Origin of the sequence: Empedobacter sp. UBA5924, assembly GCF_002431085.1 — a bacterium.
GTDB classification, from domain to species: Bacteria; Bacteroidota; Bacteroidia; order Flavobacteriales; family Weeksellaceae; genus Empedobacter; species Empedobacter falsenii_B.
On the sequence record NZ_DJDM01000029.1, the window covers coordinates 1 to 25,244 of the forward strand.

At 30.7% G+C, this 25,244-nt stretch carries 29 protein-coding genes; all 29 read right to left on the bottom strand.

The window, feature by feature from the left end:
- Positions 1-22: 22 nt before the first annotated feature.
- A complete protein-coding gene (locus tag B3792_RS07960; RefSeq protein WP_291069312.1) occupies positions 23-661 on the bottom strand; it encodes an HAD family hydrolase in 639 nt (212 codons plus the stop codon).
- Positions 651-1,622: an ATP-grasp domain-containing protein gene (locus B3792_RS07965; protein WP_291069314.1), complete on the bottom strand. Its 972-nt coding sequence runs from the start codon at positions 1,620-1,622 to the stop codon at positions 651-653. Before B3792_RS07965 ends, B3792_RS07960 begins: the two co-directional genes overlap by 11 nt.
- A gap of 4 nt (positions 1,623-1,626) precedes the next feature.
- Entirely contained in the window at positions 1,627-2,736 is a 1,110-nt protein-coding gene (locus B3792_RS07970; RefSeq protein ID WP_280045894.1) for a glycosyltransferase family 4 protein, read from the bottom strand.
- A gap of 3 nt (positions 2,737-2,739) precedes the next feature.
- Positions 2,740-3,345, bottom strand: coding sequence for a sugar transferase (locus B3792_RS07975; protein ID WP_280045895.1), 606 nt, complete (start codon positions 3,343-3,345; stop codon positions 2,740-2,742).
- Between the two features lie 46 nt (positions 3,346-3,391).
- Positions 3,392-3,751, bottom strand: coding sequence for a four helix bundle protein (locus B3792_RS07980; protein ID WP_291069317.1), 360 nt, complete (start codon positions 3,749-3,751; stop codon positions 3,392-3,394).
- Positions 3,752-3,826: 75 nt separating this feature from the next.
- Positions 3,827-5,083 carry a glycosyltransferase family 4 protein gene (locus B3792_RS07985; RefSeq protein ID WP_291069319.1) on the bottom strand — a complete coding sequence of 419 codons (1,257 nt, stop codon included), beginning with the start codon at positions 5,081-5,083 and terminating at the stop codon, positions 3,827-3,829.
- Entirely contained in the window at positions 5,073-6,146 is a 1,074-nt protein-coding gene (locus B3792_RS07990; protein ID WP_291069321.1) for a glycosyltransferase family 4 protein, read from the bottom strand. Before B3792_RS07990 ends, B3792_RS07985 begins: the two co-directional genes overlap by 11 nt.
- Positions 6,146-7,015: a glycosyltransferase family 2 protein gene (locus tag B3792_RS07995; RefSeq protein WP_280045899.1), complete on the bottom strand. Its 870-nt coding sequence runs from the start codon at positions 7,013-7,015 to the stop codon at positions 6,146-6,148. Before B3792_RS07995 ends, B3792_RS07990 begins: the two co-directional genes overlap by 1 nt.
- A gap of 63 nt (positions 7,016-7,078) precedes the next feature.
- Complete coding sequence (locus tag B3792_RS08000) at positions 7,079-8,167, bottom strand: EpsG family protein (RefSeq protein WP_280045900.1); 1,089 nt, start codon at positions 8,165-8,167, stop codon at positions 7,079-7,081.
- A 3-nt stretch (positions 8,168-8,170) separates the two neighbouring features.
- Positions 8,171-9,163, bottom strand: coding sequence for a glycosyltransferase family 2 protein (locus B3792_RS08005; RefSeq protein WP_280045901.1), 993 nt, complete (start codon positions 9,161-9,163; stop codon positions 8,171-8,173).
- Positions 9,153-10,067, bottom strand: a complete 915-nt coding sequence (locus tag B3792_RS08010) for a glycosyltransferase family 2 protein (protein ID WP_280045902.1) — start codon at positions 10,065-10,067, stop codon at positions 9,153-9,155. Before B3792_RS08010 ends, B3792_RS08005 begins: the two co-directional genes overlap by 11 nt.
- Complete coding sequence (locus B3792_RS08015; RefSeq protein WP_280045903.1) at positions 10,068-10,697, bottom strand: DUF1919 domain-containing protein; 630 nt, start codon at positions 10,695-10,697, stop codon at positions 10,068-10,070.
- Between the two features lie 5 nt (positions 10,698-10,702).
- Positions 10,703-11,140 (bottom strand): beta-1,6-N-acetylglucosaminyltransferase, encoded by a 438-nt coding sequence (locus B3792_RS08020; protein WP_280045904.1) that lies wholly within the window; start codon positions 11,138-11,140, stop codon positions 10,703-10,705.
- The gene (locus B3792_RS08025) at positions 11,133-11,834 is read right to left on the bottom strand and encodes a glycosyltransferase (RefSeq protein ID WP_280045905.1); all 702 of its coding nucleotides are present in this window, start codon (positions 11,832-11,834) and stop codon (positions 11,133-11,135) included. The genes B3792_RS08020 and B3792_RS08025 overlap by 8 nt, the downstream gene beginning before the upstream one ends.
- On the bottom strand, positions 11,831-13,093 hold the full coding sequence (locus B3792_RS08030) for an oligosaccharide flippase family protein (RefSeq protein ID WP_280045906.1): 1,263 nt from the start codon (positions 13,091-13,093) through the stop codon (positions 11,831-11,833). Before B3792_RS08030 ends, B3792_RS08025 begins: the two co-directional genes overlap by 4 nt.
- Before the next feature lie 3 nt (positions 13,094-13,096).
- Positions 13,097-13,957, bottom strand: a complete 861-nt coding sequence (rfbA, locus tag B3792_RS08035) for a glucose-1-phosphate thymidylyltransferase RfbA (protein WP_291069327.1) — start codon at positions 13,955-13,957, stop codon at positions 13,097-13,099.
- Positions 13,958-14,314: 357 nt separating this feature from the next.
- Positions 14,315-14,677, bottom strand: coding sequence for a four helix bundle protein (locus B3792_RS08040; protein ID WP_038335987.1), 363 nt, complete (start codon positions 14,675-14,677; stop codon positions 14,315-14,317).
- Between the two features lie 200 nt (positions 14,678-14,877).
- Entirely contained in the window at positions 14,878-15,429 is a 552-nt protein-coding gene (gene rfbC / locus B3792_RS08045) for a dTDP-4-dehydrorhamnose 3,5-epimerase (RefSeq protein ID WP_291069329.1), read from the bottom strand.
- Positions 15,430-15,483: 54 nt separating this feature from the next.
- Complete coding sequence (locus B3792_RS08050) at positions 15,484-15,834, bottom strand: four helix bundle protein (RefSeq protein ID WP_114998499.1); 351 nt, start codon at positions 15,832-15,834, stop codon at positions 15,484-15,486.
- Between the two features lie 135 nt (positions 15,835-15,969).
- Positions 15,970-17,016 carry a dTDP-glucose 4,6-dehydratase gene (gene rfbB, locus B3792_RS08055; protein ID WP_291069332.1) on the bottom strand — a complete coding sequence of 349 codons (1,047 nt, stop codon included), beginning with the start codon at positions 17,014-17,016 and terminating at the stop codon, positions 15,970-15,972.
- Positions 17,017-17,022: 6 nt separating this feature from the next.
- Complete coding sequence (locus tag B3792_RS08060; protein WP_291069333.1) at positions 17,023-18,366, bottom strand: nucleotide sugar dehydrogenase; 1,344 nt, start codon at positions 18,364-18,366, stop codon at positions 17,023-17,025.
- Entirely contained in the window at positions 18,363-19,379 is a 1,017-nt protein-coding gene (locus tag B3792_RS08065; protein WP_291069335.1) for an NAD-dependent epimerase/dehydratase family protein, read from the bottom strand. The genes B3792_RS08060 and B3792_RS08065 overlap by 4 nt, the downstream gene beginning before the upstream one ends.
- Positions 19,379-19,798 (bottom strand): adenylyltransferase/cytidyltransferase family protein, encoded by a 420-nt coding sequence (locus B3792_RS08070; protein WP_291059886.1) that lies wholly within the window; start codon positions 19,796-19,798, stop codon positions 19,379-19,381. Before B3792_RS08070 ends, B3792_RS08065 begins: the two co-directional genes overlap by 1 nt.
- Before the next feature lie 101 nt (positions 19,799-19,899).
- The gene (locus tag B3792_RS08075; protein ID WP_291069337.1) at positions 19,900-20,892 is read right to left on the bottom strand and encodes a mannose-1-phosphate guanylyltransferase; all 993 of its coding nucleotides are present in this window, start codon (positions 20,890-20,892) and stop codon (positions 19,900-19,902) included.
- A 129-nt stretch (positions 20,893-21,021) separates the two neighbouring features.
- A complete protein-coding gene (gene pyk / locus B3792_RS08080; RefSeq protein ID WP_280062260.1) occupies positions 21,022-22,464 on the bottom strand; it encodes a pyruvate kinase in 1,443 nt (480 codons plus the stop codon).
- A 32-nt stretch (positions 22,465-22,496) separates the two neighbouring features.
- Positions 22,497-22,955: an IPExxxVDY family protein gene (locus B3792_RS08085; protein ID WP_291069340.1), complete on the bottom strand. Its 459-nt coding sequence runs from the start codon at positions 22,953-22,955 to the stop codon at positions 22,497-22,499.
- A 4-nt stretch (positions 22,956-22,959) separates the two neighbouring features.
- Positions 22,960-23,712 carry a ribonuclease III gene (rnc, locus tag B3792_RS08090; RefSeq protein ID WP_038336000.1) on the bottom strand — a complete coding sequence of 251 codons (753 nt, stop codon included), beginning with the start codon at positions 23,710-23,712 and terminating at the stop codon, positions 22,960-22,962.
- Positions 23,712-24,965 (bottom strand): beta-ketoacyl-ACP synthase II, encoded by a 1,254-nt coding sequence (gene fabF / locus B3792_RS08095; RefSeq protein ID WP_135835585.1) that lies wholly within the window; start codon positions 24,963-24,965, stop codon positions 23,712-23,714. Before fabF ends, rnc begins: the two co-directional genes overlap by 1 nt.
- Before the next feature lie 13 nt (positions 24,966-24,978).
- Positions 24,979-25,215, bottom strand: coding sequence for an acyl carrier protein (locus tag B3792_RS08100; protein ID WP_038336002.1), 237 nt, complete (start codon positions 25,213-25,215; stop codon positions 24,979-24,981).
- Between the last annotated feature and the right edge of the window lie 29 nt (positions 25,216-25,244).

A 25,244-nucleotide genomic window follows, 5' to 3' on the forward strand; every position in this document is an offset into this window, starting at 1 on the left:
CACACTTCGTGGGATAGTGTCATTATAATTTTAATAATTCACTTAAACTATTTATTTTAATTTTTGGTAAAAAATCTTCTTCTATATTAAAATTTTGTGAATGTATATTACTTCCTTGATCTAAGAGACAAATACTTGTCCAGCCCAATTTATTTGGACTAACAAAATCTTTTTTAGGATTATCTGCTATATAAAAATAATCATCGATATCATTTTCATGGAATATTTTAAAGTTACGCTCATCAGGCTTTGTTGAACCAAACTCTTCTGAAACAATTATTTTATCAAATAAATCTTCAATCCCTAATGCCTTTAGTTTATTTCGTTGTGTTATAGATCTACCATCTGTTATCAAACCTAATTTATAATCTTTAGCTTTTATTTCTTTCAAAAGGTTATCTGCTCCCTCATTTAAATCAATAGTTGGAAAATGATTTCTATATACTTCCAACAATAACTCTTTGGAGAATTCTGGATAGTTATCAATCAAAAAATTAAAAACATTCTCTCCTTTTTGATATTTTGATAACATTACATTATATAATTCTTCTTGATTTTCTTTCTCAACTAAAGTTGAGATTTCTTTATATGCAGATTTGAGAAAATCAATTTCGTACATTAATGTATCATCAAGATCAAAAATGATATATTTAACCTTCATAATTACGAACTAAAACTTCATCATCATAACGAAGCATTAATAAATTATTCTCCCAATTTTCAGTATAATCAATCATTTTTCCTAAAATATATTCTTCAATCAAATATTTAGGATAATTAGCTCCTGCTAAATAACTCAGTGGATAACCTCCTCCAAAACGAGGGTTTATCTCAATTCCAATGATACGTTTTGTTTCTTGATTAAAGAAAAATTGCATTGTTAAACATCCTATAGCACCCTCTATATGAGAAAGTCGCTCTTTAACATAAGAAACAATTTCATTTTTGTGTGTAACTCCTTTATTAACTTCACCCGCACGAACAAAAATACGTTTACGAGGAACTATACATTTTAAATTACCATTTTTATCATAGTAGGTATCTACCGTATATTCATCATGTTTAGCATGATCAATATATTCCATAAACATCAACTTCGGATTTTCGAAATGATAATCTGTTAATTGAGATTCATTTTCAATCAAGAAAGTATCTTTACTCAACGAACCATCATAAGGTTTGATAAATAATGGAAATGAAAGGTTATTTTTATCTAAATCTTGTGGGATATCAATATTATTTTTTACAAAAAATTCATTGATAATTCGTTTATCTCTACAGGCTTGTACAAAATCAAGAGATGAAACAATAGGAGTTATACCTTCATTCAAAAATAAGTCTTTACTTTCTGCCAAAACCAATAATTCCGTATCAATTGTAGGAACGATTATTTTTATTTCTAATTCTTTACAAATTTGAATAAGTTCAGAAATGTAGTTAGCATCTGTTACTCTTTTCACAGTTCTATAACCATCAGAAATATGACATGCCGGTGCTAAAACAGGATTTAAATCAACAGTATAAACCTTATTCGCTTTATTTAATTCTTTTATCTCAGTTTGAAAAGCTTTGACTAAGGAAACTCTTTGTCCTGCTGATGTTATAAGTATGTTATTATTCATTACATTATTTTAAATCAATTACCTTTTGGTAAACTTTTAAAGTATTATCGGCCATTATATCAGAGGTAAAATTATTAAGTGCGAACTTCTTACCATTTAAGGCAACCCTTTCTCGTAGTGATTCATCTTTGATTAAATGCTCTATAATAGATTTTAGTTCTTCTATATTTTCATTTTTAAAGATAAATCCAGTTTCCCCATGAGAAATTTGATCGTATGCACCTTCAGTATCTGATCGCACAACACAACAATTTGATAACATTGCTTCGATTACGACTAAACCAAATCCTTCTAATCTTGAAGGTAATACAAATATATCCATCATATCATAAAAAGGCTTTGGATCTTGATAAGGAACAATACATACTTTGTCGATTAAATCTGTATTGTTAATTTCATTTTCGAGCCACCCTTCCTCATCTGAACTTTTATAGGACCCAACAAATACTAAAAAGATATTTTCATTTAATTCATTTAATCTTTTAATAGAGTTTAATAAAATATCATGACCTTTTCGTTTCTCAATACTAGATACTATTCCAATAATAATCTTATTCTTAGGAATATTATATTTAGTTTTTAAATTATCAATATGAGCATCAGGAGAACTTATAGAATATCTTTCTGATACACCATGATATACCATTTCTATTTGTGAAGGTTTATAATTAAAATGATTAATGGCATAATTATATGTCTCTTTACTTATTGCAATAACTTTATCTGCATTTTTATATTCTAATTTTTTAGGTAAATCTGCAACATGAATAGTTGAAACAAATTTTTTCCCTAAAATCCATGGAATAAAAGATAAATAAGGTGACTGCGCATGTATGATATCTGATTTTATAAATAAAAGTTTTTTTAAAATAAATAACGTAGATAATATTTTATCTTTCATTCCTGATTTGTAAACTTTATCAAACCAAATTATATTTGCTCCTGAATTTTCAAATCTTTTCTCTAAATATTTTAAACCTTCATTATAATGTTCCGATCTACCGATTAAAACTGTAACATCATGACCTTTTTTAACGAATGCCTCTGTTAAATCAAGAGTATTCGTTGTTAATCCTGTTTCATTTATTTTTGTTAATAATTTTACAATTTTCATTTACTAATTTTTTCCGTTAAAAACTTCCATGGTTGCTTGACCGTCTTGAGAAATTCCTTCCGATCGAAACACCTTCTTGAAGGTACTAAAAAACACCTTAACATCTGTAGCAAATGATACATTCTCTACATACCATACATCCAATTCAAATTTCTTTTTCCACGAAATGGCATTTCTTCCATTGACTTGAGCCCAACCCGTAATACCAGGTCGTACTAAGTGACGTTTCTTCTGTTCTTCATTGTATAGAGGCAAATACTGTGGCAATAAGGGTCTTGGACCTATTAAAGACATATCTCCTTTTAAAACATTGATCAACTGAGGAATTTCATCCAATGACGTTTTACGAACAAATGCACCAATTGGTGTTAATCGTTCGGCATCCGACAACAAATTTCCTTGTGCATCTTTTTTATCGTTCATGGTTTTGAACTTGATGATTTTAAATATTCGTTCATTTCGTCCAGGACGTGCTTGAAAGAAAAAAGGCTTGCCTTGGTTGGCAAAGTACAAGCCAATCATCACTACGATAAATAGTGGCGATAAAATAATCAACCCAACAAAAGCGATGATGAAATCGAAAAGTCTTTTAAAAAAGTTTTTGTACATAATTTTAGGGATTAGGGACTAGGGATTAGAGACTAGAGATTAGGGACTAAAGCTTTGATTTTCTGTAATTAATTAGACCGTTTAACATTTTTCCTATTTCTTCTAGTTTTGATATTAATTGAATAAATTCTTCTTCGTTAATATAGATTAAATTTCGTGCAATAATAAGTTGAGTATCTAATTCTACAACGCTACCTAATGCAATATATAAAAACTGGACTAACTCTTTATTTCCTTGACGTGCACTACCTTCAGCAATATTACTTGGAATCGAAACAGCTGCCCTTCTCATTTGTGATGTCAAGCCATAAAGTTCTCCTTTAGGAAAATCTTGAGTTACCTTGTATAAATCAGTAACAAAATCGACTGATTTTTTCCAAACATCTAAGTCCTTATGCGTTTTCATATCTTTTATTTTAGGGACTAGGAACTAGAGATTAGAAAGTCTAGTTTCTGATCACTGATTTCTAGTTTCTAATATCTAATTCTTGATATCCAATTTTTTAATCAACATATTATATTCATCTAACAAGGCGTTCCATACAAGTGATTGTTCATAACGTGATTGTATCATTGGGCGAGCATTATTCTTTAAACTTAAGTAATAGTCTTTATCTTCCATCAACTTTTGCATAGCTACTGTAATTGCTTCTGCATTTTTTACAGGAATAATCGTACCATTTTCTCCTTCAACTATAATTTCGTTACACCCATTAATATTGCTTACAATACTTGGTAATTCCATTGCTCCTGCCTGCATTACTACATTCGGGAATCCTTCACGATAACTTGGAAATACTAACGCATTCGAAATTGCGAAATAAGGACGAACATCTTTTTGAAAACCAACCGAAATGATATTTTTATTTAGCTCTATTTCTTTTAACGTTTCCTCCTTTAAAGGATCAAGTTCTGTTTCTAATGGACCTACTAATAAGAGTTTAGGAACTTTACTAGGGACTGGAGACTGGGGACTAGGGACTAGAGACTGGGGACTAGAGACTAGGGGGTTGGGATTAGAGACTAGAGTGCTAGATTCCTGATTTCTAGTTTCTAGTTCCTTAAAAGCTGCCACCAGCTCATTAATTCCTTTATCTCCCACTAATCGTCCTACAAAAACAAACACAAAATCATTGGGTTGAATACCTAATTCTTCTTTCAAGTCAAGCAACTGTTCTGTTGAAAAATGTTCTTTAGAAAAAAAATCCAAATCAATACCGTTCACATTTCCATTTGCAATCACTTTAAGAGGTTTAGACGTAATTTTATAAGAAATCAAATCATTCTTTACTCCATTACCTTCTGGATAAATATGGGTTGCTGACAAACATAATAATTGATCCATTTTAATTAACAACTTTTGCATAGCACCTGTACGCGTAGGAAAAATTAGTCCTGTAAACGTATGCATTCGTATAGGCACACCTGCTAATTTTCCAGCTAGCATCGTCAACAAACCTGCTTTAGGTGTAATTGAATGAACTACGGCTGGTTTTTCATTCTTAAAAACAATAAAAAGCTTAATTAAAGAAACAAAGTCTTTAATAGGACTAATTCCTCTTTTCATCTCTACCGAATGAGTTGGAATACCTTCTCTATTTTGTATTTCTATTAAATCTTTACCTGCAGAGGAGACACCTATTATATGAAATGTTTGATTTAAAAATTTAAGTTGACCTTTTAAAAGAATGTTTAATGAAATAGGTACAGTAGAAGTACGAATAATTTTAGTTTTCATCATAAAGATTTATTAATTCATCAACCATTAAATTAATATCATATTTTTTAGATTTTTCTAAACAATTGTTTATTGTCTGTTGATATAAAAATGGATCATTTAATTTTAAGATTTTAGAAATTAAATCCTCTACATTGCTTGGTTCAAAAAGTAGACCTCCACCATCTACCACTTGTGCTAAACCATTTACGTCAGATGCAATTAAAGGAATTCCACTTGCCATAGCTTCTACAGCTACCAATCCAAAACCTTCCCAATGAGAACTTAATATAGCAATGTCACACATTTTCATCAGCGCATACACGTCATTACGTATTCCTAAAAATGTTACCCGATCTTGTAACTGTAATGTTTCAACTAGATCTTCTAAAATTGGTCGTCTAGCCCCATCACCTATTAATAGTAACTTATAATCCTCGGGTAATAATTTTAAAGCTTTAATAACAGAATCTTGATCTTTTTGTTCTCTAAAACCAGCAACCATGATTAAAATCTTATCATTTACTGAATAATTGAATAATTCACGATTGTATTTAATACTCGTATTTACATTATTCAAATTCACTCCATTTTCAATGACTAAAAGTTTATTATTGCTTAAATTCAGTTTTTCTTTTAACACAGATTTAACCTCTTCTGTAATACAAATTACGTTATCATAGCACGCATAAATTAACTTTTCTATTAATCGAAACTTCTTATTCTCCAAACGTCGATTCGATGTATTATGTTCCGTAAAAAATAATTTTACTTTTTTAAAACAAAACAAACGAGCAATAGCGGCAAAATATTGGGCAGGAAATAAATGCACATGAACAACATCATACTTATAAAAAAAAGGTATTAATTTTAAAATATAAATTGGGTTATAGTAAGATGTCCCCAATGTAAAAATGGTACAACAATTTAATGCTTCTAATTCTTTATATAAATGCGTTTTTTCTCCATTTAATAAGACCACATCAACCTGATTCCCTTTTGCAACTAAAAGTGGAACAGTCTCTACAATTAACTTTTCGGCACCACCTATAGCTAAGCTATCTATAATTTGCAAGATTCTCATTATTTATCTTTCAATAAAAAAATTAAACTTAAAGGAATACCAAAAACAGAATATATAAAATTCACATCTTTAAATTTTCTAAAAAATGATCTTTTAGAATATCTAGCAAACCTCCAATAATTAATATTTGCTCTTATTCTTTGAACAAAGGAAATAGGCATATTTTGCATTTCTTTATAAAAAAGTAGCGCACCTTCTGGAGATTGTTTACGAATTTCGAAATTTTTATCAGTAAGTCCTCCTTCTTGGTATTCTCCAATGTAAATAATTTCAGGCTTCCAAATCATTTTATACTTTAAACCAATACGGTTCCAAATTAATCCTTCTGTCAAAAATCTTTCATCACTGATTTTAGGAAAAGGGTACTTTTTTAAGACATCTGTACTCACAACCTCTGCCATGTCTCCCATAACTTTTCTTTTTAGTCTGAAATCGAAAACGTTTTCTGTAACCACCTTTGTGAAATTGAGTGATCCAATAGGTTTTTCAATAGAATATCCTCTTCGGTAGGAAATACCAGCCACATCATCTCCTATTGTTTTGAAGTTTTGATAATCTTTTAAAATTATTCCGACAGCTTCATCAATTAAATAATCATCGCTATCTACAATAAAAAACAATTCCCCCTTTGCTAAATTAACTCCCGTATTAATTGCAATATGTTTTCCTGCATTCGCTTGTTTAAAATAATTAATTTCTATATTATCCTCTTTTTTAAATGATTGCACAAGTTCTTGTGTGTTATCTATTGAACCATCATCAACAATAACCCATTCAAATCTTTTGTCAGATTGTTTTTTTAAACTTTTATAAAGTCTTGTTAATAATAAAGCTCTATTGTAGGTAGGGGTAAAAATTGTTAGTTTCATTTTAAATCAAAGCTATTGTTACTGTATTTTGCTGGACTAAAAAATTATATTAATATCACAAATTTATCTTAGTTTAAAAAAAAGAGAGATTAATGCAGTTAATAAAAATAATGTAGTAATATTCCATATTCCTACTTTTCTTCTAAATGATTTTAAAAAAGGAATTATTAATACAGGAATAATTATCCAACTCATTACTCCATATCTGTCACTATATACCTGACTAAACATTAAAAAGAAAAATGAAGACAACAAAATGTAAGTAAAAAAATAGGAAAGATTAGTTTCATAATCATCAAGAGATTTAAAATTAATCTTTCGAGAAACTTGCCAAAATATCACCATAAATAAAGTATTAAATAAATAAAAATCTGGTCTAAAACCTATTTTATAAATTATAGCACCATCTCCATTTCCAATTGCTCTTTCGCTAAAAACACTTCCTAAAAGAGGAATTTCCTTAAAAAAGTCAACAATATTTAAATTGGCAATTGCAATAATGGATGTTAATAAATAAATAAAAATATAAAAATTTAAATTTCTATAAAATACAGCTATTATAAAAAAAAGAACAGGAATGATAACAGAAATATGAAATAAACATCCTATAGTAAAAAGTAAGAACGCTTTTTTCCTTTCAGTTTCAAAAAAAGCTGTACCAATTAAAAAACAACTTAGTCCAATTCCTTGCCTAATAATGTTTCCGCCTAAGCTTTCAAAGAAAAAAGACATCACAAAAAAAGCGAAAAAAATAAAAGGATGCCTTAAATTTACTTTTTTTATAAATAACAATAAAGGACCTAAAAACAATACTACAATTGAGAAAAAGTAAAATCTATCATTATTAAAAATTTTTTTTGAAAGAAATGAATACAAATAAAAAAAGAAATCTTTGGATTGACTAAAGACAGAACGTAGGCTAGAAATCTCATTTCTGTATTGATTAATATAAACTTCAGTATCTGAGTATTTTAGAATAGGTCTATAAGTGAAGTATAAAGCATATATCATCCCGAAAATAATTACTAAAATCCATTCGAATTTATAATAAACTTTATTCTTAAATATATCTTCACATATTAATAATAAAGAAAACAATATTACTACGACCAAAAGACCTAATGATAAATTTTTGTAAATAATCTCTTCCATAATTTATTTTCTTTTAAATACAGAAAAATAAAACTTAAAAAGTTTAGAATTTAAAAATCTACCAAAAAGTTTCATTCTAAAATTCATATTTTCAAAATTATCAATTGGTAAAAAACCCTCCTCGAAATATTTGTTATAAAAAACACTTACTGTCTTAAATTTATATGGCCGTATAAACATACTGTAAAAAAAACCAATAACTGATTGATTTACAACCGTTCTAATTATTTTCAATCGATTACCATCTAAATTACGTGAAAATTCTTTAAGACTTTTGTGAACTATATAACTATCATTAGCTAACTTTAAAAGATGACTGTCTGAAATAAATCTTGAAGTAGAGTTTCCATTATCCACATAATTATAAAGAACTTTATCTATCTGCTTTACTTTATTGTAATAATAAAAATAACGCGTATTAAATTCTAAATCCTCAATATTTTTTATTCCTTTTATAAACCGTAAATTATATTGTTCTATAATACTACTTTTTAAAATTGTAGTCCATAAAAATGATGGGTTATGTCTTAATACAAACTCATAACCTTCAAAATATAAAGGAATTTCTCTTAAATGATTATACCTATTTTTTATTATTTTTTCATTATTTATCACATTATAATTAAATTTTAAGATATAATCAGAATCTGGCGATTCTAGATGATTCTCTATTGTAGATAATGAATCTTTTTCTATGTAATCATCTGCATCTATAAACCAAATATTTTCTCCTTTAGAATTATCTAACCCTTTATTTCTTGCCTCACTAGCCCCTCTATTTTCTTGAGAAATTAATTTCAGATTTTTATAATTAAATTCATTAATAAAATCGTGTATATGTTTTAAAGAATTATCTGTTGAACCGTCATTTATAAGAATTACCTCAAAAATCAAGTTATGCCCTCTATTTGAATATATTGATTTTAAGCAATTTACTATATATTTTTCTACATTATAAACTGGAATTATAATACTTAGTTCTATCTTATTTTCCATGTAATCCAAATTTATAGATGAAATATTTTATCTTTTGCTTTATTGAAAATTTATTAAAATTCTCACTTAAATATGTAGTATATTCATTGGGAAGCTGTTTGTAATTCATATTTTTCAAAACCTCTAAATAAGTATTTTGAATTTCTTTATCAATTAAAATAGCTACCTGATCAAGTCCTTTATTTTCAAAAAAGTCTTTCCTATTTTTTTTAGCATCAATTAAATGATTTTTACTCAATAAAAACTTATTTTTATCATTCATAATACTTCCTTCTCGCTGTCTATAATAATACAATTTACTATCAATGAAGTTTACTTTTTTACATTTATCTAATAGTTCATGGATTACAAATTCATCTTCATGAATCCTACCCTTTGGATATCTAACACTTTCCCATAGTTTCTTTTTATATAATTTATTCCAAGCTACTATTACTAGTGGATTTCTAAAATCAGTAATGTGTTCAAGCATAAAAATTTGGTCAAATTCTTTAACGTCCCCTTCAACACCAGCAATATTTAATTCACTCTCATCACTAAATTTCAATAAATCACAGAAAATCATATCAGCATCACCAATATTTTTGTGAAGAATTTCTATAAACTGTGGATGTACCAAATCATCACTATCTACAAAAGCTATATATTCTCCTTTTGATATATCTAAACCGGCGTTTCTTGCATCTGATAATCCTCCATTTTCTTTGCGAATTACTAAAATACGAGCATCCTGCTTTGCATAAGCATCGCAAATTTCGCCACAACGATCGGGAGAGCCGTCATCGACCAAAATAATCTCTAAATTCGGGTAAGTTTGTTGAATGATTGAATCTACACATTCTTGCAGATACTCCTCGACCTTGTAAATAGGGACAATAACAGATATTAGCGGATTTTCAGTCATCTATACTTTTTTAATTTCATTATCATTCAACCAATGGATAAGATCAACATATTTATTAGTAATATTATACAATAATATTCCATCTTGCACTGTTTTTCCATTTTCAGATTCATATATCTTAATATGATTTTCATTGTCGAATTCGTGAATAGAAAATGAAATTTTATTTTTATAAGGAAGTTGATGAAACTTATGAATGATTTCTTCTGTACAACCATCTCGATCATCAATCTTAAAGAAAAAATTATCACTGTTTTCTGAAAGTAATCGTTGAGTTCTTCTATTCCACTTATCCAATGCTTCCTCTTCACTTTGATAATGCATAAAATGGACTTCGATATCACCTAAAAGTCCAATAGGATAATGAACATTCTCTCTCCATTTGGACTTTTTACTAAACTTCAAGGGCAGATCTAAATAATAATTGAAATTCTCTAATAGTTTTATGTAATCTGGCGCATAAAAATAAAGTCCAATAAATGGTGTATTAAATGGCTTATCTAAGTCCTTATAAATTTCAGCACCCCAACAATTATTGCTGATGATAGAAAATGGTTTTTCATTATACTTTGTATCAGATAAATATTTAATTGGGGCTTTTTTTCGTTTAAAGTATTTAAAAATATTCATAAACCCTAATTTTTTAATTGTTCAACTAATGGTGCAAATTTACCTTTTAATAATTCGTTGTCGTAAACTGTGTAATTAGTAAGTGTAGTAAGTTGATTGAATGCGACCTTAGCTTCTTTTATATTATTAACAAACTTGATATATTCTAAATCCTTTATCCATTCGTAGGTTCCTAATACTTTATTATTATACTTACCATCGAAAGTGTTTTTTAATAAGTTCAATGTAGCTTTAACCTGAGAAAAATCTCCCCAAATACAATCTACCCTATCTTTAATAAAAAATACATTATCACTTTTAATAACTGAAGTAAACAAATTAAGATCAGATTTGATATCAATATGAATATAAAATACTACATCAGTATCTTGTAAACTATTTATCATTCTCAATAACTGATGTGGATATTGATGGGCCTGTATTAAATAAATTTTCTTAATCATTTTTTAAGCTTTTAAACAATACATCCCACTTATTCATTATCTTCTCCAATTGGTAATTTTTAGCTTTCAACTTTGCATTTATCCCCATCTCTATTCGTAAATCCTCATTTTCAATAAGCTTTAAGATATTATTTAAGTATGTTGTTTTATCATTCAAAGCAACTAAGAACCCTGTTTTTTTATTTTCTACTAATTCTGAAGGTCCGTATTTACAATCATAAGCAACTATAGGCAAACCAAGTTCCAATGCTTCCAACATTACTAGAGAAAACCCTTCAAATGTAGATGCCATCAGATAAATTGATGCGGTTTTGTAAAAATTAATCATATCATGAGAGGCGTCTTCAATGATCACATTGTTTTGTAAATGATATTTTGAGATTAAATCTAAATAGTTTTGCTTTTCGCTACCAGATCCTTTCAGCTTTAAAATCCAATCGGGATAACTTTTTACAACATCTTTCCACAAGTTTATAAGATGATCGAACTGTTTTTGAGGTTCAAATCTACCAACAGCAATTGCTACTTTAGATTGTAATGTAGAAACTTCGTCAAAAGCATCAAAAGTTTGAGGATTTGGTATAGAAATTACATTAGATGAATAATTACTCCATTCCTTTTTATCTCCTTTTGTTAGTACTATAAATTTTTCTACGCCGTATATTGGAACTAATATAGAGACTTTTGGTTTCATAATAATTTATTTCTTTTAGTAACATATATACAATAGATTATTTCAGTTATTCCAGATAAAGCCATTGTAGCACCAAAAACTAAAATATTTTGATATAACAATAAACCAATAGTTGTATATAAAGCAAAGCTAACTAAAGCTATTAATTGGTTTTTGGTAACCAAAAAATATTTATTGTTAGGAATAAAAACAAAACTAATATATGCTCCAACAACTAGCCAAGTCATTACAGTAACACTTAATAAAATTGATAACGGATAAGCTAATAACATATCTATCCCTCCCATAAATTGTACAATCCACTTTCCAAATAACCCAATAAAAACAATGACACTTAAAGAAATAAGTGTTTCTAGATTAATCAATTTTTTAATTTTATCTTTATCAATATTATTGATTAATTTTGGAAATATTGCTCCATTAATACTCATAAAAATGGTTCGAGGTACAATGATTATTTTACTGGCTAAATCATAAATTGCTACATCTTTCATTCCAAAAAAGGAACCTATGATAATTACGATACTTTGTTCTTTAAAAACACTTGCCGATGTGCTTAAAAAAAAGGGTAGAGCATCTTTAAACCAAACTTTAAGCTCTCTATAATTTACAAATGTAACTTTTAAATGCTGTTTAAATGTAATGATTAAATATGCGATTACTCCACCTAAAATACTACTTAACGAAACAATTAAAGCGTAAATATTTAAATCATCAGCATTCTTAATTATAAGAAAAATAGCAGGCAGAGATAAAAGTTTTAACCCTAACTGTATATAGGTTACTATTTTCATTTTTTGAATTGCCTGAAAATACCATTGTGGAAAAATTATAAATGAAATAATCTGCGTAAAACAAATTAATAACAATTGATAATTATTTCTAAATAATGGAATGAGAAAACATAAAAACATCAAAACTACACTTGCTAAAATAAATAAATAAAACTTAGCTGTTAAGACACAAGAAAGTGTTTTTTGCAATGATTTTTTATCATCAACATTTAATGCAATCGCTTTTGTTGCAGGTAGATCAAACCCAAAATTGACCAAAAATACAAAATAAGTAGTTATAGATGTTGCAAATACAAACAAACCATAACTTTCTAGGCCTAATGTTCTAATTAAAAAAGGATATATTAATAGATAGAAAAAAGAATTCAACACTTGTAAAATGGTCATAAAAAAATAGTTTTCAATTATTTCTTTATTATTCTTAGCAAGCATTATAATACTATTTATTTTAGCTTTTAAACCCATTTATTACTTACAAACTTTCATCAAATACTCTCCATACCCACTTTTGCGTAATGGTTCAGCAATCTCATTTAACTGTTCCTTGTTGATGTACCCCATACGATAAGCAACTTCTTCAATCGCACCAATTTTCAACCCTTGACGTTCTTCGATGACTTGAACAAACTGCCCGGCTTGCATCAACGAATTGATTGTTCCTGTATCTAACCAAGCGGTACCCCGGTTGAAGACACCTACTTTTAATTTCCCTCTTTTTAAATATTCGGCATTAATATCCGTAATCTCTAATTCACCTCGTGGAGAAGGTTGTATATTTTTTGCTATTTCAACCACATCATTATCATAGAAATATAATCCTGGAACCGCATAATTTGATTTTGGTTCTTTTGGTTTTTCTTCAATAGAGACAACTTCATTTTGCTCATTAAATTCAACCACACCATATCGTTCGGGATCGCTCACTTGGTAAGCAAAAACTACGCCACCATTTGGATCTGCAGAATCTTGTAATAATTTAGACATTCCAGAAGCATAAAAAATATTATCTCCTAAAATCAAAGCGACTTTATCAGTTCCAATGAATTCTTCGCCTAAAATAAAAGCTTGTGCTAAACCATCTGGACTCGGTTGTTCTTTATACGCAAATTTACATCCTATTTGAGAACCATCTCCTAATAATTTTTCAAAATGTGGCAAATCATGAGGAGTAGAAATAATCAATATTTCATTTATCCCTGCCAACATTAATGTCGACAACGGATAGTAAATCATTGGTTTGTCATAAACAGGCATCAATTGCTTGCTTACAGCCAATGTTAATGGATGTAATCTTGTTCCCGATCCTCCAGCTAAAATTATTCCTTTCATGTTTTTTTTTGTTGTTAAAACGGTTAGATGGTTAAAGGGTGAACTTGTGAACTTGTAAACGTGTGAACTTGTAACTCCTTCACTTTTTCACTTGTTCACTTGTTAACCTCTTCACTTCTTCACTTCTTCACTTGTTAACTTGTTCACTCCTTCACTTGTCAAATTGTGAACTTGTGAACTTGTAAACGTGTGAACTTGTGAACTTGTAACTCCTTCACCTCTTCACTTGTTAACTCTTTCACTTCTTCACTTGTCAAATTGTGAACTTGTCAAATTGTAAACGTGTGAACTTGTGAACTTGTAACTCCTTCACCTCTTCACTTGTTAACCTCTTTCACTTCTTCACTTCTTCACTTGTTAACCTTCTTCAATATCCCTTTTCAATGATTCGATTAATTTTAAGAGCATTCTTTTGATGTGTAAAAATTGTGTATCAAAATCATCTAAATTACTTATATAATTTAATCTTTTAGATATTTCTAATTGTGTTTCAATTTCATTCAATGAGCCTAAAGCGATGTACAAAAAATGAATAAATTCTTTTTTACTTTTTCTTCCAGCTCCTTCCGCAATATTAGAAGGGACAGATACTGATGCTCTTCTTAATTGGTTTGTCAAACCAAATTGCTCTTCTTTTGGGAAGCAATCTGTAATAGAATAAATATTTGTGACCAGATCTAATGATTTCTGATATACTAATAAATCCTTATGGCTCTTCATCTATTGTATTTTATGTGATTTTGTGAAACTTGTGAACTTGTAAACGTGTGATCATGTAAACTTGTAAACGTGTGAATTTGTAACTTCTTCACCTCTTCACTTGTTAACTTCTTCACTTGTCAAATTGTGAACTTGTAAACGTGTGAACGTGTGATCATGTAAACTTGTTAACTTGTTAACTCCTTCACCTCTTCACCTCTTCACTTTTTCACCTTAAACTCTCCAAACGACTGCGCTTCTTGATCTTTATCAGAGATAATCATTTTCTCTGAAGGAACTCCCCAATCAATTCCAATTTCTTTATCTAATGGATTCACTCCATCCTCAGAAGATTTATTATACCCGTTGTCACATTTATAAAAAAATGTAGCTGAATCAGAAATAACAGAAAATCCATGTAAAAATCCTCTCGGAATAAATAATTGTCTTTTATTATCTGCCGATAACTCAACTGCAACTGATTGACCATAGGTTTCAGAACCTGGACGAACATCAACTGCAACATCTATCACTGCTCCCTCTACAACACGAACTAACTTTGCTTGCGCATGTTCTCCCGCTTGCATATGTAAACCACGTACAACACCGTAAGATGAATTAGACTGATTATCTTGAACAAAAGTTGGTTTATAACCCAAAATTTCTTCTAATTTATTTTCATTATATGATTCAAAGAAATAACCTCTTGAATCTTCAAAAACTGTAGGTTCTAAAATAAAACAACCTTTTAATTTCGTTTCTGTTGCTTTCATTTAATTGTCAATATTGTTTTATAATGTTAATAAAGTTGATAAGGTTATAAAAGGTTAATCTATTCTCAATGATTTAATCAATTTAGAAAGCATACTTTTTATATAATTTATACTCTTTTGAAATTGTATTAAATTACCAATAAATCCTAATCGAAAAGCTATTTCCAATTGCGTTTCAAGTTCACTTACTGAACCTAGCGCAATATAAAGAAAACGTATAAACTCAGCTTGACTTTGTCGACCTGCTCCTTCTGCAATATTACTTGGGATAGAGACCGCACTCCGTTTCATTTGACTTGTCAATCCGTAAAGTTCTTCTTTAGGGAAAATTTTTACAGTTTCATAAATACAGACGACTAAATCCATAGATTCTTGCCAAACTTTTAATTCTTTATGACTAGCCATATTTTTTAAAGTTTTATATGTGTGGTGGTAAAAAAGGCTTAAGTTGAAATGAGAAAATAGAGAAATGGGGAGAACTAACTTTCTTAACTTTCTTAACTTTCTTAACCTTCTTAACTTTCTTAACCTTATTAACTATTAATTATACTGTTTTTCGTAATATTTTTGGTAATCGCCAGAGGTTACATTGTCTAGCCATTCTTTGTTGGATAAAAACCAATCAATTGTTAGACTCAAACCTTGCTCAAACGTCACACTTGGTTTCCAGCCTAATTCTTCGTTGATTTTTGTTGCATCGATGGCATAACGTAAATCGTGTCCTGGTCGATCTTTCACAAAGGTGATTAATTGTTCTAAAGTTCCTGCTTCTTTACCCAATTTTTCGTCCATTTGTTTACACAATTCTTTCACCAAATCGATGTTTTTCCATTCGTTGAAACCTCCTACATTGTAAGAACCTCTATTTTTTCCTTCGTGGAAAACTAAATCAATCGCCTTGGCATGATCAATTACAAACAACCAATCGCGCGTATATTTTCCATCTCCATAAATTGGAAGTGGATTATTATTTAAAATATTATGAATACATAATGGAATCAATTTTTCAGGAAAATGATTTGGTCCATAATTATTTGAACAGTTTGTCAAAACAATCGGTAAGCCGTATGTATCGTGGTATGCGCGCACAAAATGATCCGAAGATGCTTTGGATGCCGAATAAGGTGAATGTGGATCATAAGACGTTTCTTCTGTAAAAAACCCTTCGTCGCCTAATGCACCAAAAACCTCATCTGTCGAAACATGATGAAAACGTTTTCCTTCGAAATTATTGTTCCAAATTGTTTTTGCAGCATTCAAAAGATTAACCGTACCAATCACATTCGTCATCACAAAATCTAACGGATTTGTAATCGAACGATCGACATGAGATTCGGCAGCTAAATGGATTACTCCATCTGGTTGATGTTTTTCAAAAACCTCTAAAATATGTTTCGCATCCGTAATATCAGCTTTTACGAATTCGTAATTTGATTTACTTTCGATATCTTTCAAATTTTCTAAATTTCCTGCATAGGTCAACGCATCAAGGTTGATGATTTTCGTTTCAGGATAGTTTAAGACAAATTCTCTTACAACGTGAGAACCGATAAATCCAGCCCCACCTGTAATTAAAATAGTTTTCATAGTATTTTATAGTCGTTTATCAACTTCTTCTTTAGGCAAAGCTCCTTTTACATCATAAATCACTCCATTTTCTTTTAAATAATCAGTTAATTGAAGATTTAAAAATTCGTCGTGTGATACTGTTAGAATGATGGCGTCGAATTGGTGAACTGGTGAATTGGTGAACTGGAAAACCTGATCCCATGTATTACAAAAAGTTATTCCGTATTCATGGTTTACCTCATCTGGGTTAGCCCAAGGGTCTAACGTTGTCACCTCTATTCCATATTCTTCTAAAGCATGAATCACATCAATTGCTTTTGAATTTCGTATATCGGGGCAATTTTCTTTAAAGGTAATTCCTAAATTGAGAATTTTTGCGCCTTTTACTTTGATATCGTTGTGAATTAACAATTTAACAACCTGAGAAGCTACAAACGCTCCCATTGAATCGTTTAATCGTCTTGCTGCTAAAATTAATTCAGAATAATAACCAATTTCTTGTGCCTTTTGAGCCAAATAAAATGGATCAACACCAATACAATGTCCTCCAACCAAACCTGGTTTGAATGGTAAAAAATTCCATTTTGTTCCAGCTGCTTCTAAAACATCATTTGTATCAATATCCATTAGCGAGAAAATCTTCGATAATTCGTTAATAAACGCAATATTGATATCACGTTGCGAATTTTCGATGACTTTCGATGCTTCTGCAACCTTGATTGTCGGTGCTAAATGCGTTCCGGCAACAATTACGGATTGATATAAATCGTCAACAATTTTTCCAATTGCTGGCGTTGAACCTGATGTTACTTTTAAAATTTTCTCAACCGTGTGTTTTTTATCGCCTGGATTAATTCGCTCTGGTGAATATCCCGCATAAAAATCTTGGTTAAATTTCAATCCCGAAGAATGTTCCAATACTGGAATACATTCTTCTTCTGTAACACCTGGATAAACCGTTGATTCGTAAATAACAATATCATTTGGTTTCAACACTTTTCCTACTGTTTCTGAAGACTTTTTCAAAGGAGTCAAGTCTGGTCGATTATTCTTATCTACTGGCGTTGGAACGGTTACGACATAGATATTAGCGTCTTTGATATCGTCTAAATTAGCTGAACAGAATAAACCATGGGTTGGTTGAGCTGTTGAATCGTTTAATTGATTAATTGGATTCTCAGTAACTAAAACTGATTGCAATACTTCATCAGAAACCTCTAATGTTAAGTCGCGTCCTTGGTTTAATTCAGCAATACGTTTCTGATTGATATCAAACCCAACAACAGGGTATTTTGTTGCAAATAATCGAGCCAAAGGTAAACCTACGTAACCTAAACCGATAACTGCTATTTTATGTTGTTGATTCATTTATTATAATATTTTCTGTACCATTGTACAAAGTTATACACTCCTTTGTCAACCGGATAATGAGGATTATAACCAAATTTATCTTTCAACTCTTGGACATCTGCCCATGTTTGATTGACATCTCCTGCTTGCATCGGATACATTTCTAAAATAGCTTTTTCTCCTGTTGACTTTTCGATTTCTTTGATAAAATCCATTAATTGAACAGGTTTACTATTTCCTATATTGTATAATTGGTATTTTTCGTTTGTATTTTTATCTTCAAGTATTTTGTCTATTCCTTGAATAATATCATCAATGTAAGTGAAATCGCGTGACAAATCGCCGTGATTAAACACTTTTAAGGGTTGATGATTCAAAATAGCATCTGTAAACAAAAACATGGCCATATCTGGTCGTCCCCAAGGTCCATAAACGGTAAAAAATCGCAAACCTATGGTTTGGAAATCGTACAAATGGCTATACGCATGCGCCATAAGCTCGTTTGCTTTTTTGGTAGCCGCATATAAACTAATAGGATGATCAACGTTTTGATTTGTTGAAAAAGGAACATCTGAAGAGTTTCCGTAAATACTTGAACTACTTGCGTACAGTAATTTTTTGACGTTATAATTTCGGCAACATTCTAAAATATTTAGAAAACCAACCAAATTACTTTGTCCATAGGCATCAGGATTTTCGATACTATAACGAACACCAGCCTGAGCTGCCATATTAACAACCGCATCAAACGAATATGTTTTAAAAAGATGAGCCAATGACTCTTTATCTTCTAAATTCATGCGATAGAAAATCATCTTTTCTTCGTGTTTAGAAGAAAGAACTTTCTGCCCAAAATTTGAAGCAAATTCTTGATTGATTCCTAATTCTTTTAATCGATCATATTTTAACTGAACAGTGTAATAATCGTTAATGTTATCAATTCCAACAACTTTGATGTTTTTTTCGATTAATTTTTCAGCTAAATGGTAACCTATGAAACCAGCTACACCAGTTATGAATACTGTTTTCATTATTTCTCCTTTTCAGAAGTCGCAACTACTTTTCTTAATCCAGAACTAGAGAAGCGGTGTGTACGCTTGTTGTAGTAAATTTGAATATGATTATCTAAACAATATTGTTTTCCCGTAAAGTCGATATTTCGGTATTCTTCCCCTATAATTCTAATATTTACTGGTAAAGCACTTAACATATCAAACAAATCTTGTTCGGTTTCGTAAGGAATAATTTCGTCGACATAACGACAACCTTCTAATTGAATATAACGCTCTACGATGGATTGCGTAGGACTATTTTTTGAAGGGTCTACACTTGCAGGATCTGTATTAAGCCCTACAATTAAGTAGTCGCATTGTCTTTTAGCTTCTTCGAGCATCATCACATGACCTGCATGAAGCAAGTCAAATATACCGAATGTAATTCCCGTTGTCATTTTATAATACTATTGTTGGAGCGACAAATTTAGGGATTTATATTGAATTAATTGTAAGCTTTTATGACATAAAAAAAGCACTCAAATCGAGTGCTAGGTATTTAAATTAATTCAGAATTTCTTTTTTCTAAATGCGTATAAACGTTCTTTACTTCCTGCGAATATTCTTTTTGTAGAATTAAATTCGCTGTTGGGGTATTGACAAAAATGGTGTTTTGTAAACCAACAAAAGAAGTATAAACATCAGTTCCAATCACCATGTTTCCATTACGATCAACATAATGTCCGTTCATTACAAAATAATCATACAAGGATTCGAAAGAACCTAAATCATTCCAAACAAATTTAGCTGGAACGACTTTTATCTTCTTGCTTCGTTCCATTACGGCGTAATCGATACTATTTGACGGAATATTCATTGAAAGTTCTTCGTTCAATTCTCCGTTAATATTTTCTGCCCAAGCAATTTTTGAAGTTTCGTAAATTTCTTTCTCAAATTTCTTTAATTCTTTCAATAAAACTCTCGCTTTGAAACAAAACATTCCACTATTCCACAAAAAGTTTCCTTGCTCGATAAAATCTTGCGCAGTAATATGATTTGGTTTTTCACGGAAAGAAAGTACATTATCTCCTTTGTGCTCAATATAACCATAACCCGTTTCTGGACGAGTCGGATGAACACCAAATGTTACGATATAATCTTTTTCGGCTAACGCAATCGCTTTTTTCATTGCAACTTGATAAGCTTCCATATCTTCGATCAAATGATCAGATGGTGTAACAATTAGAATATCATCATCCTCAACTGCTAAAGCCGCAAATGCAATCGCAGCAGCTGTATTACGAGGAACAGCTTCTACAATTTTTGTGTATTCAACATCGAGCTTATCTAAAGCTTCTTGACTTAAATGGTCATTATCTTTATTCCCAATCACAATTAATTTATCGGCAATTGGACGATTACGTTGAATCGTTAACTCAAATAATGATTGCTCATTAAACAAAGGTAAATATTGTTTTGGATGACTTTTACGAGAAAGTGGCCATAAACGACTTCCTACTCCTCCAGATAATATCACGTTATAAATACACATAAATTCTTCTAATTCGAACTTGTAAAGTTATTAAAAACTACTATATCATAGCATTCTATTATGATTTTTCTTTTAAATACAAAAAAAGCGTTCAAAATTGAACGCTTTAAAGTATTATTATTGATTTTATTAAATCATCGAAATACGTAATGTATTTGTAATTCCTTTCTCAAATGCTGGCATTGCATTCAGATTGATGATATAATCACCATATTCTACGTAACCTGCATTCTTCGCTAAGATATTTACCTCAGTTACCGTTTGATCGGTAGAAGTATCGCGAGGATCGTAATTGATTGCTTTCACTCCCCATAACAAATTCAACATACGGTTAATACGTTTACTTGGGTTGAAAACTAAAATAAATGAATTTGGACGATGAGAAGAAATTTGGAAAGCGGTATAACCAGAATACGTTAAAGTTGCAATTGCTTTCGCTCCTGTATCTTCTGCCATTCTAGCTGCATTATAACAAACCATATCAGTTACGAAACGTTCGTTTTTGATCTTTGGTTTGTGCTCTGGTACATGCACGTGATCATCATCTTCAACAGTTTGAAGAATTTTTGTCATTTTCTCGATAACTTGTACAGGATATTGCCCTACAGAAGTTTCTCCAGATAACATCACTGCATCTGCTCCATCAAAAACTGCATTTGCAACGTCAGAAACCTCAGCACGAGTTGGTGTCAAACTAGAAATCATTGTTTCCATCATTTGCGTTGCAACAATAACCGGTTTACGAGCTAATTTTGCTTTGTCAATTAATTGTTTTTGCGCTTTTGGAACGATTTCAAACGGAACCTCAACTCCTAAATCTCCACGAGCAACCATTAATCCATCAGAAAATTCTAAAATATCATCGATATTTTCTAATGCTTCTGGTTTTTCAATTTTAGAGATAATTGGAATTTTTAATGTTCCATTTTCTTTGATAAATTCTGATAAATCTTTTACATCTTGTCCAGAACGAACGAAAGATAATGCAAACCAATCTACACGATTTTCGATTGCGAATTTTGCATCTTCTTTATCTTTTTCTGTTAAAGCTGGTAAAGAAATATTTGTATTTGGTAAGTTAACTCCTTTTTTAGAACGTAATGGACCACCTTGAATCGTTTCTGCTTTTACAGTATCCGTTCCGTTTGTCTCGATTACTTTGAAGATTAATTTTCCGTCATCAATCAAAATATTTTCTCCCACTTGCACGTCTTGCGCAAACTTTTTGTACGTCATAAAAACTTTCTCTTTCGTTCCTACAACATCTTCGTTTGTGAAAGTTAAAATATCTCCTGGATTGATGATAAAATCTTCGTGTTCCATTTTTCCAATACGCAATTTAGGTCCTTGTAAATCCGCTAAAATTGCTGTATTGTAGCCATGATCGTTATTTAATTGATGGATTGTTTCAATCTTACGTTTCACATCCGCATAATCTGCGTGCGAAAAGTTGATACGGAACACATCTGTTCCTTTTCTCATCATTTCTAATAAAATCTCTGGACTTTCTGTTGCCGGACCTAAAGTCGCGACAATTTTTGTCTTTTTAAGATATTGTCTATCGTAAATCATAATTTTTCCCTTTTTTTATGCACAATATTTTGTTAGAAAACCAATTGATCTGCATTGCTAATCAAATCGATATCTATTTTTTTGATCGTTTTTATAAAATCTTTTTCTACAAATGGTAGTTGAAGATATTGTAGTTCATCTTCCCAACCAGAGATTTTTACTACATAATTGCAATCCTTGTAATTTGGCACAAGAATAACGCTCTCTTTGAAAAGATTTGATAAATCTACTTCATTTTTTTTAAAATCGGATTGATTTGGAGTATTTTTAATGATATGATAATCTATTTTATTTGCTTCGTCTAACCATTGATAGGTTTCGAAAAAATAAGTATGCTCATCTAACAGAATATCCAAATCGTGAATACGCTCAAAACGCGTATCAAAAGTAGAGTTGAGATGGAAAATAAATTGTATAGAAGTGTTAAAACTAGAATTTACGCCTATGAGATGAAAATCTATCCAATCATCATATAACAGTAATTCTGCCATGTTTCTAAACTTTTTCTATTTTCTTTTGTAACGAATAGTACGCGCGTTTTGCTGCACTTTCCTCCGCTTTCTTTTTAGAAGTTCCTCTCCCTTTCGAGATGACTTTATCATTGAGACGGATTACTGACACAAAAACCTGCAAATCTTCTGCGTTTTGCTCCTCAAATGTATTGAATCTTATCGTATTTCTCGTTTTTTGACTCCATTCCAAAATCAACGATTTGTGACTTGTAATCGTGTGTTCCAAACGATCTAAATCCGCATAAGGGTCAATAATTTTGACTTGAATAAATTTTTGTACAGCATCTATGCCTCCATCAACATAAATTGCACCAACCAAAGCCTCCAACATATCACCATTTACGTCTTCACCTAAATTGTTGTGATTGTTCATTGGATCCAAATAATCTAACAAGCCAAGTTGTTTGGAAACGGCATTCAATTGTTTACGCGAAACAATTTTAGAACGCATTTTTGTCAAATAACCTTCTTGTTGATCTGGCGCTTTGTAGTATAAGTGCATTGCTGCAGAAGCACCAAGTAATGCATCTCCTAAAAACTCTAATCTTTCAAAGTTTATACTGTTTCCGTTTTCATCTTTTTTCTGTGCAGATCTGTGGGTAAATGCTTCTTTAAAAACCTCAACATTGCGAGGAGTATAACCCAAAATCGACTTCAAAAATTTCAAAAAAGGATCAGATGAATTTGAATCATCACGATGATTTTTAAAAGAAAATAATTTTTTTAAGAAAGACATTACTTATACTTCTTAAATATCACACAAGCATTGTGACCACCAAAACCAAAAGTATTACTCAATGCATAATCTACATTTTTCTCTTTTGCTTTGTTAAATGTATAATCGATTTTCGGATCAAGATTTTCATCATCCGTAAAATGATTAATTGTTGGTGGAACGATACTGTTATTGATTGCTCCAATAGCCGAAATCGCTTCAATAATCCCTGCACCACCTAATAAGTGACCAGTCATAGATTTTGTTGAATTGATTTGAATATTATAAGCATGTTCTCCAAATAATTTTTGAATAGCTTTAGATTCTGCAATATCTCCTAATCCAGTCGATGTACCATGCATATTAATATGATCTACATCTTCTACGTTGATATTTGCGTCTAATAAAGCTTCTCTCATCACATTAAGTGCGCCTAATCCTTCTGGATGTGGTGCTGTAATATGGTGAGCATCTGCTGTCATTCCTGTTCCTACTAATTCTGCATAAATTGTAGCTCCACGAGCAATTGCATGTTCGTATTCTTCTAAAATAATACTTCCAGCTCCTTCTCCCATTACAAAACCGTCGCGGTCTTTGTCGAATGGACGAGAAGCAGTTTGTGGATCATCATTTCGTGTAGATAACGCATGTAATGCATTGAAACCTCCAATACTTGCAGCTGTAATCGCAGCTTCTGACCCTCCTGCAACAATTGCATCAGCTTTTCCAAGTCTTAATAACATGTAAGCATCAATAATTGCGTTTGTAGAAGAGGCACATGCCGAAACAGTTGTATAATTAGGTCCCATAAGACCAAATTCCATTGAAATATGACCAGGCGTGATATCTGCAATCATCTTAGGGATAAAGAAAGGATTGAAACGTGGTGTTCCATTTCCTGTTGCGTAATTAGAAACTTCTTCTTCAAAAGTTTTAATTCCACCAATACCAGATCCCCATATAACGCCGATACGCTCTTTGTTTACATTTGCATCTTCTAAGATTCCACTGTGTTTTATTGCCTCTCTAGCTGCAATAATTCCCAATTGGGCACAACGGTCAATTTTTCTTGCCTCTTTACGATCAAAATGATCTTCAATATTGAAGTTCTTGATCTCACAAGCAAATTGTGTCTTAAAAAGAGTTGCGTCAAAAAGCGTAATAGGCGCAGCGCCACTTACACCATTCACTAATCCATTCCAATATTCTTGGTATGTATTTCCGATTGGTGTTAGCGCGCCTAAACCTGTTACTACTACTCTTTTTAATTCCATAAAATAGGAACTATTACTTGTTTAAGTCTTCGATGTATGTTACAGCTTGACCTACAGTAGAAATTTTTTCTGCTTGATCGTCTGGAATTTGGATATCAAATTCTTTTTCGAATTCCATGATTAATTCTACTGTGTCTAATGAATCAGCTCCTAAATCGTTAGTGAAACTTGCTTCTAGCGTAACTTCGCTTTCGTCAACTCCTAATTTATCTACGATAATCGCTTTCACTCTTGATGTAATGTCAGACATAATTTTCTAATTTTAATTGTTGTAAACTA

What these genes read in the sequence shown, in the direction of transcription:
- B3792_RS07960 (WP_291069312.1), bottom strand. Translation starts at nt 661, where the DNA reads ATGAAGGTTAAATATATCATTTTTGATCTTGATGATACATTAATGTAC.
- B3792_RS07965 (WP_291069314.1), bottom strand. Translation starts at nt 1,622, where the DNA reads ATGAATAATAACATACTTATAACATCAGCAGGACAAAGAGTTTCCTTA.
- B3792_RS07970 (WP_280045894.1), bottom strand. Translation starts at nt 2,736, where the DNA reads ATGAAAATTGTAAAATTATTAACAAAAATAAATGAAACAGGATTAACA.
- B3792_RS07975 (WP_280045895.1), bottom strand. Translation starts at nt 3,345, where the DNA reads ATGTACAAAAACTTTTTTAAAAGACTTTTCGATTTCATCATCGCTTTT.
- B3792_RS07980 (WP_291069317.1), bottom strand. Translation starts at nt 3,751, where the DNA reads ATGAAAACGCATAAGGACTTAGATGTTTGGAAAAAATCAGTCGATTTT.
- B3792_RS07985 (WP_291069319.1), bottom strand. Translation starts at nt 5,083, where the DNA reads ATGAAAACTAAAATTATTCGTACTTCTACTGTACCTATTTCATTAAAC.
- B3792_RS07990 (WP_291069321.1), bottom strand. Translation starts at nt 6,146, where the DNA reads ATGAGAATCTTGCAAATTATAGATAGCTTAGCTATAGGTGGTGCCGAA.
- B3792_RS07995 (WP_280045899.1), bottom strand. Translation starts at nt 7,015, where the DNA reads ATGAAACTAACAATTTTTACCCCTACCTACAATAGAGCTTTATTATTA.
- B3792_RS08000 (WP_280045900.1), bottom strand. Translation starts at nt 8,167, where the DNA reads ATGGAAGAGATTATTTACAAAAATTTATCATTAGGTCTTTTGGTCGTA.
- B3792_RS08005 (WP_280045901.1), bottom strand. Translation starts at nt 9,163, where the DNA reads ATGGAAAATAAGATAGAACTAAGTATTATAATTCCAGTTTATAATGTA.
- B3792_RS08010 (WP_280045902.1), bottom strand. Translation starts at nt 10,067, where the DNA reads ATGACTGAAAATCCGCTAATATCTGTTATTGTCCCTATTTACAAGGTC.
- B3792_RS08015 (WP_280045903.1), bottom strand. Translation starts at nt 10,697, where the DNA reads ATGAATATTTTTAAATACTTTAAACGAAAAAAAGCCCCAATTAAATAT.
- B3792_RS08020 (WP_280045904.1), bottom strand. Translation starts at nt 11,140, where the DNA reads ATGATTAAGAAAATTTATTTAATACAGGCCCATCAATATCCACATCAG.
- B3792_RS08025 (WP_280045905.1), bottom strand. Translation starts at nt 11,834, where the DNA reads ATGAAACCAAAAGTCTCTATATTAGTTCCAATATACGGCGTAGAAAAA.
- B3792_RS08030 (WP_280045906.1), bottom strand. Translation starts at nt 13,093, where the DNA reads ATGGGTTTAAAAGCTAAAATAAATAGTATTATAATGCTTGCTAAGAAT.
- rfbA (WP_291069327.1), bottom strand. Translation starts at nt 13,957, where the DNA reads ATGAAAGGAATAATTTTAGCTGGAGGATCGGGAACAAGATTACATCCA.
- B3792_RS08040 (WP_038335987.1), bottom strand. Translation starts at nt 14,677, where the DNA reads ATGAAGAGCCATAAGGATTTATTAGTATATCAGAAATCATTAGATCTG.
- rfbC (WP_291069329.1), bottom strand. Translation starts at nt 15,429, where the DNA reads ATGAAAGCAACAGAAACGAAATTAAAAGGTTGTTTTATTTTAGAACCT.
- B3792_RS08050 (WP_114998499.1), bottom strand. Translation starts at nt 15,834, where the DNA reads ATGGCTAGTCATAAAGAATTAAAAGTTTGGCAAGAATCTATGGATTTA.
- rfbB (WP_291069332.1), bottom strand. Translation starts at nt 17,016, where the DNA reads ATGAAAACTATTTTAATTACAGGTGGGGCTGGATTTATCGGTTCTCAC.
- B3792_RS08060 (WP_291069333.1), bottom strand. Translation starts at nt 18,366, where the DNA reads ATGAATCAACAACATAAAATAGCAGTTATCGGTTTAGGTTACGTAGGT.
- B3792_RS08065 (WP_291069335.1), bottom strand. Translation starts at nt 19,379, where the DNA reads ATGAAAACAGTATTCATAACTGGTGTAGCTGGTTTCATAGGTTACCAT.
- B3792_RS08070 (WP_291059886.1), bottom strand. Translation starts at nt 19,798, where the DNA reads ATGACAACGGGAATTACATTCGGTATATTTGACTTGCTTCATGCAGGT.
- B3792_RS08075 (WP_291069337.1), bottom strand. Translation starts at nt 20,892, where the DNA reads ATGTGTATTTATAACGTGATATTATCTGGAGGAGTAGGAAGTCGTTTA.
- pyk (WP_280062260.1), bottom strand. Translation starts at nt 22,464, where the DNA reads ATGATTTACGATAGACAATATCTTAAAAAGACAAAAATTGTCGCGACT.
- B3792_RS08085 (WP_291069340.1), bottom strand. Translation starts at nt 22,955, where the DNA reads ATGGCAGAATTACTGTTATATGATGATTGGATAGATTTTCATCTCATA.
- rnc (WP_038336000.1), bottom strand. Translation starts at nt 23,712, where the DNA reads ATGTCTTTCTTAAAAAAATTATTTTCTTTTAAAAATCATCGTGATGAT.
- fabF (WP_135835585.1), bottom strand. Translation starts at nt 24,965, where the DNA reads ATGGAATTAAAAAGAGTAGTAGTAACAGGTTTAGGCGCGCTAACACCA.
- B3792_RS08100 (WP_038336002.1), bottom strand. Translation starts at nt 25,215, where the DNA reads ATGTCTGACATTACATCAAGAGTGAAAGCGATTATCGTAGATAAATTA.